At 69.6% G+C, this 14,234-nt stretch carries 1 protein-coding gene; it reads right to left on the bottom strand.

Annotated elements, in window-relative coordinates; all coding sequences use genetic code 11:
- Nucleotides 1-14,215: non-ribosomal peptide synthase/polyketide synthase (locus KME78_RS49385; protein WP_219536937.1), on the bottom strand; the 14,215-nt coding region annotated here is incomplete at its 3' end.
- Nucleotides 14,216-14,234 lie beyond the last annotated feature (19 nt).

Here is a 14,234-nt window from a genome sequence, read left to right as displayed (position 1 = left end):
AGAGCCAGCGGTGGTGGTCGGTGGGGGTGTAGTGGGTGTGGGACCAGGCGGTGTGGAGTGTGGTGAGGTTGTGGTGGGTGATGAGGGTGGCTTTGGGGCGTCCGGTGGTGCCGGAGGTGTAGATGACGGCACTGATCTGCTCGGGGTGAATCTGCGCTGAGGGGTAGGTCGTCGGGTTGGCGGCCAGAGTCATCTGGGTGGCTGGCTCGTCGAGGGTGAGGGTGGCGGTTGGGGTGGGCAATGCCGTGCGGGTGGTGGTTTGGTTGATGAGGAGTCCGGCTTGGCTGTCGGTGAGCATGTAGGTGAGCCGGTCGGTGGGGTAGTCGGGGTCGAGGGGTAGGTAGGCGGCGCCGGTCTTCCATGTGGCGAGGATGGCGATGATGACGTCTATGCCGCGTTCGAGGCAGAGGCCCACGATGGTTTCTGGGCCGGCTCCGAGGGCTTGCAGGTGGTGGGCGAGTTGGTTGGCGCGGGTTTCCAGCTCGGTGTAGGTGAGGGTGGCCTGGTCATGGACGATGGCTTCGGCTTCGGGGCGGGCGAGGGCTTGGGCGGTGATCAGTTCGATCAGTGACTGGTCGGTGGTGGGCTGGTGGGTGGCGTTCCAGTCGGTGATGAGCTGGTGTTCGGCGGGGGTGAGGATGGCCAGGTCGGACAGGTGCTGGTCGGGGTTTTCGGTGATGGCGGTGAGGAGTTCGGTGAGGTGGCTGACCATGCGGTGGATGGTGGCCGGGTCGAACAGGGTGGTGCTGTATTGGATGGAGCCGATGAGGGCGCCGTCGTGGTTGTGGCCTAGCAGGAGGCTCAGGTCGAACAGGACTTGTTCGGCTGATTCGCTGTCGTCGGGGTGTTCTTGGCTGGTGGTGGTGTAGTCGAAGAGGGTTTGCACCAGTGGCGTGTTGGAGCGGTCTCGGTCCACGGCCAGGTCGTCGATGAGCTGCTCGAAGGGCAGGTCTTGATGGGTGTAGGCGGCCAGCGCGGTGGCGCGGATCTGGGCCAGTAAATCGGTGAAGGTCGGATCGGCTCGCAGATCCGTGCGCAGGGCGAGGGTGTTGACGAAGAAGCCGATGAGATTCTCGGTTTCCGCGTGGTTGCGGTTGGCGACCGGGATCCCGACGATCAGGTCATCTTGGCCGGTGTACTTGTTCAGCAGGACGGCGTAGGCGGCCAGCAGCGTCATGAACATGGTGCTGGCGTTCTGGCGCGAGATTTCCTGCAGTCGCCGGGTGGTCTCGGCGTCGAGGTGGAAGGTGATCGCGGCGCCGTCGGTTGAGCGCACGGCCGGGCGCGGCCGGTCGGTCGGCAAGTCCAGGATCGGTGGATCGGCGAGCTGAGTGCGCCAATAGTCGAGCTGTTCCTCCAGCATCGACCCGGTGAGCCAGTCGCGTTGCCACACCGCGAAGTCCGCGTACTGGACGGTCAGGGGCGGCAGCGGGTTGGGTTGGCCTGTCGAGAAGGCCCGGTAGAGGGCATCGAGTTCGCGGCCGAGGATGTCGGCTGACCATTGGTCGGCGACGATGTGGTGCATGCACAGGGCGAGGATGTGCTCGTCGTCGCCCAGCCGCAGGAGGCTGCCGCGGATCAGGGGACCGGTGGCCAGGTCGAACGGTTTGGCCGTGTCCGAGGTCACCCAGGCGCGGGCTGCTTGGGAGGGGTCGGCTTGGCCGGTCAGGTCCACCAGGGGCAGGTCGAATCCGGTTGGTGGGTCGATGATCTGCCAGGGCACTCCGTCGGCGTCGGCCACCAGCCGGGTACGCAGCACCTCGTGCCGCTCAACGACGGTCTCCAGCGCCGCTTCGAGCGCGCTCAAGTGCAGTTCCCCGTCCAACGGCATGGGGAAGGGGACGTTGTATTCGACCGATCCCGGTTCGAGCTGGTTGAGGAACCAGAGTCGTTGCTGGGCGAAGGACAGCGGCAGCTTTTGGTCGCGCGGCACGGCGGCGATGGGCGGTGCCTGCTCGCCGGTCTTACCGGTGTCGATGAGGGTGGCCAGGTCGGCGATGGTGGGGTGGTCGAACAGGTCGGCCACGCTGAGATCCGTGCCGAAGGTGGCGCGGGTGCGGGTGACCGCCTGGGTGGCCAGGAGCGAGTGTCCACCGAGGTCGAAGAAGTTGTCCGCGATGCCCACAAGAGGCAGACCGAGCAGGTCGCCCCAGATTCCGGCCAGCAGTTCCTCGGTGAGGGTGGTGGGCGGCTGGTATGTGTCGGAGCGGTCGTTGCTGGGGGCGGGTAGCGCTGCGCGGTCGATCTTGCCGTTGGGGGTGAGGGGGAAGCTGGCGAGTTCGACGTAGATGGCGGGGATCATGTGGTCGGGCAGGGTGGTTCGCAGGTGGTCGCGTAGTTCGTTGACCGGCGGGAGTGGCTGCTGGTCTGTCAGGAGGTAGGCGACGAGGCGCTGCTGGTGGGCGATGACGTGTGCGGCGGCGATGGCCGGATGGCTGGTCAGCGCGTGTTCGATCTCGGCGGGTTCGATGCGGAAGCCGCGCAGCTTGATCTGCTGGTCGGTGCGGCCGAGGAAGTCGAGCTGGCCGTCCGCCCGCCACCGCACCAGGTCGCCCGTGCGATACAGCCGCGATCCGTCAGGACCGGCGATGAAGCGTTCGGCGGTGAGGGCGGGGCGGTTGTGGTAGCCGCGGCTGATGCCCGCGCCGCCGATGTAGAGCTCGCCGGGGACGCCGACCGGGACGGGCTGGAGGTGCGGGTCCAGGACGTGGGTGTGGGTGTTGACGATAGGGCACCCGATGGAAACAGCGTCCCCATCGTCGATGGCTTCCATCGTGGCGGTGGCGCAGATGGTGGCTTCAGTGGGGCCGTAGGCGTTGATGTGGCGGTGGTGGGTGGCCCAGATTTTGGCCATGTGTGGTGGGCAGGGTTCGCCGCCGGTGATGAGGGTGCGTAGGTGCGGGAGGGTGGTGGTGTCGAGGTGTTGCAGGAGGGTGGGGGTGGCTTGGGTGATGGTGACGTGTTGCGTGTGCATGAGGTGGTGCAGGTCGGGGGTGGATTGGCGGGCGGTGGTGTCGGCGATGATCAGGTGGGCGCCGGTGGTGAGGGTGGTGAAGATTTCGCTGGCTGCGACGTCGAAGCTGAAGGAGGTCAGCTGCAGGGCGGTGTCGTCAGGGGTGACGCCGAAGGCGGTGATCTGGGCGTCGATGATGGCGGCCAGGTTGCGGTGGCTGACGATCGTGCTCTTGGCTGTGCCGGTTGAGCCACTGGTGTAGATGAGGTAGGCGGCCTGGTCGGGGTGAATCACCGTGGCCGGGCTGTGGGAGGGGGCGGCGTCGATGGCCGGGTCGTCGAGATCGACTGTCGGGATGCCAGGGATGGCGGTGTGCCCGATGAGGAGACTGGCTCCGCTGTCGGTGAGCATGTAGGCGAGTCGGCCGGCCGGGTAGTCGGGGTCGAGGGGCAGGTAAGTGGCGCCGGCTTTCCAGACGGCGAGCATGGCGATGATCATGTCGGGGCTGCGGTCCAGGCTCAGGGCGATCACGCTCTCGGGCTGGACGCCCAGGGTGAGCAGGTGGTGGGCGAGCTGGTTGGCACGCGCCTCCAGCCGGCCATAGGTCAAAGCGGCGTCGTTGCAGGTCACTGCCACGCGGTCGGGGTGGAGGGCGGCGCGGGTGCTGATCTGGGCGGGGATCAGCTGGTCCGGAAGAGGACGGTGGGTGTTGTTCCAGCCGGTGATCTGCTCATGTTCGCCGGGCGTGAGGAGCGGCAGCCCGGACAGATGCTGGGCGGGGTCTGCGGTGATCGCGGTCAGCAGATGCTGGAGATGACCGATCAGCCGCTCGATCGTGGCGGCGTCGAACAACGCGGTGCTGTATTCCACGACACCGTTCAGACCATTCCCATCCTCAAGGAACGCGACCATGAGGTCGTGCTTGGCGGGAGGCTCGTCCATCCCGGCCGTCCAGTCGTCCTCGCCGCCTCCCGCGGCGTAGTTGAATCCGGCCTGAACGAGAGGGGTGCGGGAGCGGTCTCGAGGGATGGCCAGCTCGTCGATGAGCTGCTCGAAGGGCAGGTCCTGGTGGGTGTAGGCGGCCAGCGCGGTGGCACGGATCTGGGCCAGTAGATCGGTGAATGTCGGGTCGGCTCGCAGGTCCGCGCGCAGGGCGAGCGTGTTGACGAAGAACCCGATGAGCTGCTCGGTCTCGGGATGGTCGCGGTTGGCGACGGGCGCGCCGACGACCAGGTCGTCCTGGCCGGTGTACTTGCTCAGCAGGACCGTGTACGTGGCCAGCAGGGTCATGAACATCGTGGCACCGTGGCAGCGGGAGATCTCCTGCAGCTGCCGCGCAACCTGCGCGTCCACGCGGAAACGGATAGCCGCCCCGGCAGTGGAGCGCACGGCCGGGCGCGGCCGATCGGTCGGCAGATCGAGTACAGGTGGATCGGCGAGCTGGGTGCGCCAGTAACCCAGCTGCTCGTCGAGCACCGGCCCGGTGAGTCGGCCACGCTGCCACACCGCGAAGTCGGCGTACTGGACAGGAAGCGGCGGCAGTGGGCTGGGCCGGCCCGCCCGGAACGCCTCATACAGGGCCGTCAGCTCGCGGACCAGGATGTTCGCCGACCACTCGTCGGAGACGATGTGGTGCATGCACAGGGCGAGGACGTGCTCGTCCTTCGCCAGCCGCAGCAGGCTGCCGCGGATGAGCGGGCCGGTGGCCAGGTCGAACGGAGTGGACGCGTCCACAGCCAGCCAGGTTCGTGCCGCCCGCGCGTGGTCGGTCAGGTCCACCAGGGGCAGATCGAACCCGGAGGGCGGGTCGATGATCTGCCAGGGCACCCCGCCGGGGTCGGCGACGAGCCGGGTGCGCAGTACCTCGTGCCGCTCGACCACGGCGTTCAGCGCCGCCTGAAGGGCCGCCGGGTCCAGGTCCCCGTGCAGCGAGATCGGGCACGGAACGTTGTACTCGACCGACCCTGGCTCCAGCTGACTCAGGAACCACAGCCGCTGCTGGGCGAAGGACAGCGGGAGTGCCTCGTCGCGGGGGACGAGCGCGATCGGCGCCTGCGCGCTCACCGTACTGGCGTCGATGAGGGTGGCCAGGTCGGCGATGGTGGGGTGGTCGAACAGGTCGGCCACGCCGAGCTCGGTGCCGAACGTGGTGCGGGTGCGGGTGACGGCCTGGGTGGCGAGGAGCGAGTGTCCGCCGAGGTCGAAGAAGTTGTCCGAGATGCCCACAAGAGGCAGGCCGAGGAGGTCGCCCCAGATTCCGGCCAGCGCCTCCTCAACGGGGGTGGCGGGTGGCCGGTAGGCGCCCGCCAGGTCAGGACGGCTGCTGTCGGGCGCCGGCAGCGCGGCGCGGTCGATCTTGCCGTTGGGACTGAGCGGGAAGGCGGCCAGTTCGACGAACGCGGCCGGGACCATGTGGTCCGGCAACGTCTGGAGGAGAAATCGGCGGAGCTCCCCGACCGTGGGGATGCCGTGGTCGGCCGGCACCAGGTAGGCGACGAGCCGTTGGCCGGTGAGAACGACCAGAGCCGCGGTGACGGCGGGGTGGGTGATGAGAGTGCGTTCGATCTCGGCGGGTTCGATGCGATAGCCGCGGAGTTTGATCTGGTGGTCGGTGCGGCCGAGGAAGTCGAGCTGCCCGTCCGCCCGCCACCGGGCGAGATCCCCCGTACGGTACAGGCGCGATCCACCGAGGGTGGCGATGAAGCGTTCGGCGGTGAGGGCCGGACGGGAATGGTAGCCGCGGGCCAGGCCCTCGCCGCCGATGTAGAGCTCACCGGGCACACCGACCGGCACCGGGTTGAGGTGGCGGTCCAGTACGTAGACGTCGGCGTTCGGGATCGGCGGCCCGATGGGGGTGTCCTCGCCGGTGATGACGGCGTTGGTGGCGCAGACGGTCGCCTCGGTCGGCCCGTACGAGTTGATCATTCGGTGGTGTGGCGACCAGGCGCCGGCCAGCGCCGGGCGCAGCCGCTCGCCCGCGCTGATCAGGGTGGTGAGCGTCGGCAGGTCGCCAGGGGCCAGCATGCCCAGCAGGGATGGCGGCAACGTGGCCACGTCGACCTGCTCATCGCGAATGAGCGCGGCCACCAGTTCGGGCCTGCTCCGCTGTTCGGACGTGCAGATGACCAGCCGCGCGCCCGCCGCCAGCGTGACGATGATCTCCCACACGGCCGTGTCGAAACTGAACGAGGCGAACTGCAGCACCGCGCTCGTGTGATCGATGCCGAAGACCGGGCGCATGGTGGTGGCCAGGTTGGTCGCCCCGCGATGGACCACCCGCACCCCCTTGGGGCGGCCGGTGGAGCCTGAGGTGTAGATCAGGTACGCGGCCTGCGCGGGCAGCACCTCGACCGTGGGTGCGGTGCCGGGCTGGGAGTTCAGGACGGCTTCGGTGGCAGGGGCGTCCAAGGTCAGCGTGCGCACCTGGTCGGGCAGGTCCCCGAGCATGGATCTCGTGGCCGCGTGGGTCACCAGCAGCCGGGCGCCGCTGTCGGCGAGCATGTAGGACAGCCGGTCGGGGGGATAGCCCGGGTCCAGCGGCAGGTACGCGCCGCCCGTCTTCCACACGGCCAGGAGCGCGATGATGAAGTCGGCGTTGCGGTCCAGGCACAGGCCGACCACGCTCTCCCGCTGGACGCCCAGAGTGAGCAGATGGTGGGCGAGGCGGTTGGCGCGGTCATCGAGTTCGCCGTAGGTGAGGGCCCGGCCGTCGCAGGACACCGCGATCGCGTCGGGACGGGTGCCGGCGTGGGCGCTGACCAGCTCATGGACCCCGGACACGCTGGGGATCTCGGCCGTGGCGGAGTTCCAGTCGGTGATGAGTTGCCGGTGTTCGGCGGGGGTGAGGAGAGGCAGGGCGGTCAGGTGCCGGGCGGGGTCCTCGGCGATCACCGCGAGCAGCTGGGTCAGGTGATCGACCAGGCGGCGGACGGTGGCCGGGTCGAACAGGGCGGTGCTGTACTCCACGACGCCCTGGAGGGCGTCGCCGTCCTGGTTGAACGCGACGAGCAGGTCGTACTTGGCAGCCGGCTCCGTCAGCTCCGGGGCCTGACCGGTCCTGGTCGTGTAGTCGAAACCGGTCTGCACGAGCGGCGTGCGGGAGCGGTCGCGGGGGATGTTGAGGTCGTCGATGAGCTGCTCGAACGGCAGGTCCTGGTGGGTGTAGGCGGACAGGGCGGCGGTCCGGACGCGGGCCAGGAGTTCGGTGAAGGTGGGGTCGTCGCCGAGGTCCGCGCGCAGGGCGAGGGTGTTGACGAAGAAGCCGATGAGCGGTTCGGTTTCGGCGTGGTCGCGGTTGGCGACCGGGATCCCGACGACCAGGTCGTCCTGGCCGGTGTACTTGCCGAGCAGGACGGCGTAGGCGGCCAGCAGGGTCATGAACATGGTGCTGCCGTTGTGGCGGGCCACCTGCCGCAGCCGCTGCGTGACCTCGGCGTCCAGCTGGAATCGTACGGCCGCGCCGCTGGTCGAGCGGATGGCGGGGCGGGGGCGGTCGGTGGGCAGGTCCAGGACCGGCGGATCGGCCAGTTGGGTGCGCCAGTAATCCAGCTGCCGGTCCAGCACCGGCCCGGTGAGCCGGCCGCGCTGCCACACCGCGAAGTCGGCGTATTGGACGGTCAGAGGTGGCAGGGGGTTGGGCTGGCCTGTCGAGAAGGCTCGGTAGAGGGCGGTCAGTTCGTGGCTGAGGACGTCGGCTGACCAGCCGTCGAAGATGATGTGGTGCATGCACAGGGCGAGGAGGTGCTTGTCCTCGGCCAGGCGCAGGAGTTTGCCGCGGATCAGGGGACCGGTGGCCAGGTCGAAGGGGGTGGCCGCGTCGCCGGCGATCAGTGTTTGGGCGCGATCCGCCTGCCCGGTCAGGTCCACCAGCGGGAGCTCGAACGCCGAGGGCGGGTCGATGACCTGCCAGGGCACGCCGTCGGCGTCGGCGACGAGCCGGGTGCGGAGCACCTCGTGCCGCTCGACGATGGTGTCCAGAGCCGACCGCAGTGCGTGCGCATCCAGCTCTCCGTCCAGCGGCAGGAAGGAGGGGATGTTGTATTCGACCGATCCCGGTTCGAGCTGGTTGAGGAACCAGAGTCGTTGCTGGGCGAAGGACAGCGGCAGCGGCTGGTCGCGTGGGACGGCGGCGATGGGTGGTGCCTGTTGGCTGGTCGTCCCGGTGTCGATGAGGGTGGCCAGGTCGGCGATGGTGGGGTGGTCGAACAGGTCGGCCACGCTGAGATCCGTGCCGAACGCGATGCGGGTGCGGGTGACGGCCTGGGTGGCGAGGAGGGAGTGTCCGCCGAGGTCGAAGAAGTTGTCCGCGATGCCCACAAGGGGCAGGCCGAGGAGGTCGCCCCAGATCCCGGCTAGCAGTTCCTCGGTGAGGGTGGTGGGTGGCTGGTATGTGTCGGAGCGGTCGTTGCTGGGGGCGGGGAGTGCCGCGCGGTCGATCTTGCCGTTGGGGGTGAGGGGGAAGGCGGCGAGTTCGACGTAGATGGCGGGGATCATGTGGTCGGGCAGGCCGGCACGCAGGTGGTCGCGCAGCTCCGCGACCGGCGGCATGTGGATGTCGGCCGGGCTGAGGTAGGCGATGAGCCGCTGGTCGTGGAGGGTGACCACGGCGGCGGAGATGGCCGGGTGCGTGGTCAGCGCGTGTTCGATCTCGGCGGGTTCGATGCGGAAGCCGCGCAGCTTGATCTGCTGGTCGGTGCGGCCGAGGAAGTCGAGCTGGCCGTCCGCCCGCCACCGTACGAGGTCGCCCGTGCGATACAGCCGCGATCCGCCGGGGGCGGCGACGAAGCGTTCGGCGGTGAGAGCCGGGCGGCCGTGGTAGCCGCGGCTGACCCCGGAGCCGCCGATGTACAGCTCGCCGGGCACACCGACCGGAACGAGCTGGAGATGCCGGTCCATGACATGGGTGTTCGTGTTGGCCAGGGGAGCCCCGATCGGGATCGCGTTCCCGTCGTCCCGAGTGGTGCCCATGGTGGCGCAGATGCCGGCCTCGGTCGGGCCGTAGGCGTTGAAGTGCCGGTGATGGGCGGCCCAGAGCTCGGCGAGGTGCGGTGGGCACGGCTCGCCGCCGCTGACCAGCGTGCGCAGGTGGGGCAGGTCGGTGGTGTCCAGGTGCTGCAGCAGCGTGGGGGTGGCCTGCGTGATGGTGACCTGGTGATGGTGCATGAGATGCCGTAGGTGAGCGCTGTTGTGCCGCTCGTCGGCGATGACCAGGTGGGCGCCGTTGGTGAGGGTGGTGAAGATCTCGCTGGCGGCCACGTCGAAGCTGAAGGAGGTCAGCTGCAGTGCCGTGTCGTCAGGAGTGATGGCGAAGGCGGTGGACTGGGCGTCGATCGTGCTGCTCAGATTGCGGTGGCTGACGACCGTGCCCTTGGCCCTGCCGGTGGAACCCGAGGTGTAGATCAGGTACGCGGCCTGGTCGGGATGGATGACCATGCCCGGGGTGTGGGAGGGAGCGGCGTCGATGGCCGGGTCGTCGAGATCGACTGTCGGGATGCCAGGGACGGCGGTGTGGCTGATGAGGAGGTCGGCGTGGCTGTCGGCGAGCATGTAGGACAGCCGGTCGGCGGGGTAGCCGGGGTCCAGAGGCAAGTAGGCTCCGCCGGCCTTCCACACGGCCAGCATGCCGATGATCATGTCGGGGCTACGGTCCAGGCACAGGCCGACCACACTCTCGTGCCGCACGCCGAGGGCGAGGAGATGGTGGGCGAGCCGGTTGGCGCGGGCTTCCAGCTGGCCGTACGTCAGGACCGTGTCGGGGCCGGTGACGGCGATGCGGTCGGGGTGGGTGGCGGCGCGGGCGCTGATCTGGGCGGGGATCAGCTGGTCCGGGAGCGGACGGTGCGTGGTGTTCCACTCGGTGAGCTGCCGGTGTTCCCCGGGGGTCAGCAGGTTCAGTCCGGACAGGCGCTGACCGGGGTCGGCGGTGATGGCGGTCAGCAAGTGCTGGAAGTGGCCGATCAGGCGCTCGATGGTGGCGGCGTCGAACAGCGCGGTGCTGTATTCGACCATGCCGGCCAGACCGTCACCGTCTCGGTTGATCGCGACCATGAGATCGCACTTGGCCGGCGGCTCCGCGAGCTCGGCCGTCCACCCACTGTCCCCGGTGTAGTTGAAGAAGACCTGGGTGAGGGGGGTGCGAGAGCGGTCACGGGGGATGTCGAGCTCGTCGACGAGTTGCTCGAACGGCAGGTCCTGGTGGGTGTAGGCAGCCAGGGCGGTGGTACGGATCCGGGCCAGTAACTCGGTGAAGGTCGGGTCGGCGGCCAGGTTCGCGCGCAGGGCGAGGGTGTTGACGAAGAAGCCGATGAGGTTCTCGGTTTCGGCGTGGTTGCGGTTGGCGACCGGGGTGCCGACGACCAGGTCGTCCTGGCCGCTGTACGTGCCCAGCAGGACGGTGTAGGCGGCCAGCAGGGTCATGAACATCGTGGTCGAGCTCTGACGTGATATCTCCTGCAGCCGCCGGCTGACCTCGGCGTCCACGCGGAAGCGGACGGCCGCGCCAAGGGTCGAGCGGACGGCGGCGCGCGGCCGATCGGTGGGCAGGTCGAGCACGGGAGCACCGGCCAACTGGGTACGCCAGTAGCCGAGCTGCTCCGCCAGCACCGGTCCGGCGAGCCAGCCGCGCTGCCACACCGCGAAGTCCGCGTACTGGACCTTCAGCGGCGGCAGCGGGTCGGGCCGGCCGGCCTGGAGCGCCTCGTACAGGGCCGTCAGTTCGCGGACGAAGATGCTCGCCGACCACTCGTCGGAGACGAGGTGGTGCATGCACAGCGCGAGGATGTGCCGGTCCTTCGCCAGCCGCAGCAGGCCGGCCCGGACCAGCGGGCCGGTGGCCAGATCGAAGGGCGCGGTCACGTCAGCGGCCACCCACCCCCGGGCCGCCCGCGCGGGGTCGCTCTCGCCGGACAGATCCACCAGCGGCAGGTCGAACGCCGCCGGAGGGTCGATGACCTGCCATGGCACGCCCTCGGCGTCGGTCACCAGCCGGGTCCGCAGCACCTCGTGCCGAGCCACGAGCAGGTCCAGCGCCGCGCGCAGAGCGGCGACGTCCAGCTCCCTGTCCAGCGGGATCGGCGCCGGGACGTTGTACTCGACCGACCCCGGCTCCATCTGGTCGAGGAACCACAGCCGCTGCTGCGCGAACGACAGCGGCAACGGCCGGTCACGCGGCACGGCCACGATGGGCGGCGGCTGCTCACCGGCCGCACCGGCGTCGATGACGGCGGCCAGGTCGGCGACGGTGGGCTGGTCGAACAGGTCCGCCACGCCGATGTCAGTACCGAACGCGGCCCGCACCCGCGAGACGACCCGCGTCGCGAGCAGCGAGTGCCCGCCGAGCTCGAAGAAGTCGTCCGCGGCTCCTACCCGGTCGAGCCCGAGCAGGTCGGCCCAGATGCCGGCCAGCACCTCTTCCGTGGGCGTGGCCGGAGGCCGGTAGCCGCCGGTGAGGTCGGGACGGAGGTGGTCGGGCGCGGGCAGGGCGGCGCGGTCGAGCTTGCCGTTCGGCGTACGCGGGAGGGCGGTCAGCTCGATGAAGACCGCGGGCACCATGTAGTCGGGCAGCGTGGCCGCCAGATGGGCGCGCAGCTCATCCACTGGTGGAATCGGGCCCGCACCCGGCACGAGGTAGGCGATGAGGCGGTCGTGGTGGAGGGTGACCACGGCGGTGGCGATGGCCGGATGCGCGGTCAGGGTGTGTTCGATTTCGGCGGGTTCGATGCGGTGGCCGCGGAGTTTGATCTGGTGGTCGGTGCGGCCGAGGAAGTCGAGCTGCCCATCCGCGAGCCACCGCACGAGGTCGCCGGTGCGATAGAGCCGCGATCCGCCTGGAGCGGCGATGAAGCGATCGGCGGTGAGAGCCGGCCGGTGGTGGTAGCCGCGGGCGAGGCCGGCGCCGCCGATGTAGAGCTCACCGGGCACACCGACCGGCACCGGGTTGAGGTGTTGGTCGAGGACATGGAGGTGGGTGTTGGCGATGGGCCGGCCGAGAGTGATGTCCTGGCCCTGGCTGAGGTGCTGGCGGGTGGACCAGATGGTGGTTTCGGTGGGGCCGTAGAGGTTCCACAGTTCGGCGGTGCGTTCGTGCAGAACGCCGGCCAGGTCCGGAGGGAGGGCTTCGCCACCGCATAGGGCACGCAGGCGAAGGGGCCGGTCGTCCTGGGTGAGGAGTTGCCAGGTGGCGGGAGTGGCCTGCATGACGGTGGCGCCAGAGGCGGAGATCAAATGAGCCAAGGCGTCGGGAGTGCGGGTGGTGGCGGCGTCGGCGATGACGACCTGGGCGCCGGTGGTGAGGGGGAGGAAGAGTTCGAGTCCGGCGATGTCGAAGCCGGGGGTGGTGACCGCCAGCAGGATGTCGTCTTGAGTGAGGCCCGGGGTGTGGCCCATCGAGGCGAGGAAGTTGGCGAGGTTGGTGTGGCTGATGACGACGCCTTTGGGGCGGCCGGTGGAGCCACTGGTGTAGATCATGTAGGCGGCTTGCCCGGGCAGGGCCGGGGCGGCGAAGGGCTCGCCCTGGGGGAAAGCGTCGTCCAGATAAAGCGTGGCCGGGGCCTCGAGGCCGGTGGCGCGGTGGGTGATCAGCAAATGGGCGCGGCTGTCGGTGAGCATGTAGGACAGGCGTTCGGCGGGGAAGTCGGGGTCGAGGGGCAGATAGGCACCCCCTGCTTTCCAGACCGCCAGCATGGACACGAGCAGGTCCAGGCCGCGGGGCAGGCACAGCCCGACCACCGTTTCGCGCTGGACGCCGAGAGCCCGAAGGTGCCCGGCCAGGTGGGCGGCGCGGGCGTCGAGCTCGGCGTAGGTCAGGGTGGTGTCGCCGTACCGGACCGCGACCGCGTCCGGCCGTCCGGCGACCAGCTCGTGCACACCACCGGCAGGCACCGGAGCATGGGTGGCGTTCCACCCGGCGGCGGACCGCCGCTCGGCCTCCGACACCATCGGCAGGTCGCCGACGCGCTGCCCGCCGTCGGCCACCATCGCCTGGAGGATCTCCTGGAGATGCGTCAGCAGCCCCTCGATCGTGGCATGGCCGAACCGGGCGAGGTCGTACGCCATGCTGATCTCGATCTGCTCACCCGGATATACCGCTACCGTGAGCGGATAGTTGTTGTGCTCGCGGGCGAAGTTCTCCGACATGCGCAGCGCGTCCCCGCCCGAGGCGATGCCGGGGAAGTTCTCGAAGACGTACACACTGGTGAACAGCGGCTGCCCAGAAGGCACGGCGGTCCAGCTCTGAATGCTGGTCAGCGGCGTGTGCTCGAACCGCCGGGCCGCGGTCTGTTCCCGCTGAAGAGCGCGTAACCAGGCGACCAACGGATCCCCGCGCTCCACGCGGACCCGAGCCGGGATCGAGTTGAGCAACAGGCCGACCATGGACTCGGCGCCGTCGAGGTGGTCGCCGCGGCCGGAGGTGACGCTGCCGTACACGACGTCATCCGAGCCGCTGTACGCCGACATCAGCACCGACCAGGCGCCCTGCACCAGCGTGTTCACCGTGAGGCGATGCCGGCGGGCGAAGGCCGACAGTGACGAGGTGAACGCGCGGTCCAGCCGCGCCCGCCGGGTGTGGTTGCCTTGCCGCCCGGTGTCGCCCTCGACCTCCAGCGCGGTGGCGGACTCGACGCCGCGCAGGCGCTTGCGCCAGAACCGCTCCGCCGGTGCCGCGTCCTGGCCCAAGGCCCAGGCCACGTGGTCGCGGAAGGGCCGGCGGTGCGGGAGGCCGGGCGCCACGCCGGCCAGGACCGCGTGGTAGGCGTCGAGGAACTCGTTGAGCACGATCGGCGTGCTCCAGCCGTCGAGGGCCAGGTGGTGGCGGCTCCACACCATCTGGTGGCGGCGCTCGGCCAGCCGGAGGAGCGTGACGCGTACCATGGTCGGCTGCCCGGGCTCCGCGCCCCGGGCGAGGTCGGCGGCCAGGAAGTCGACCAGTGCCCGTTCCTGGCTCTCCTCGTCCAGGTCGGCCCAGTCCAGCGTGGTCAACGGGAGGGGCACCGAGCGGGACACCACCCACATGGGGTTGGGCAGGTCCTCCCACACCGCGGTCCCGCGCAGCGCCGCGTGCCGCTGGAACACCAGCGTCCAGGCTCGCTCGAACGCTTCGACGTCGAGGTCGCCCTCCAGCAGCAGACCGGTCTGCAGCCAGTACACCCCGGAGCCGGGCACCAGCAGCGTGTGCAGCAGCATGCCCTGCTGCATCGCGGTCAGCGGATAGATGTCCTCGATGGCGCGGTCCTGGGCGCCGGCCCCCAGCCGAGACGTCATCATGGTCGACCTCCGAAGCGGA

This window comes from Nonomuraea guangzhouensis (assembly GCF_019396345.1).
Classification (GTDB): Bacteria; Actinomycetota; Actinomycetes; order Streptosporangiales; family Streptosporangiaceae; genus Nonomuraea; species Nonomuraea guangzhouensis.
Note: the sequence above shows the minus strand (reverse complement) of the source record. Positions and strands in the feature narration are given on the sequence as shown.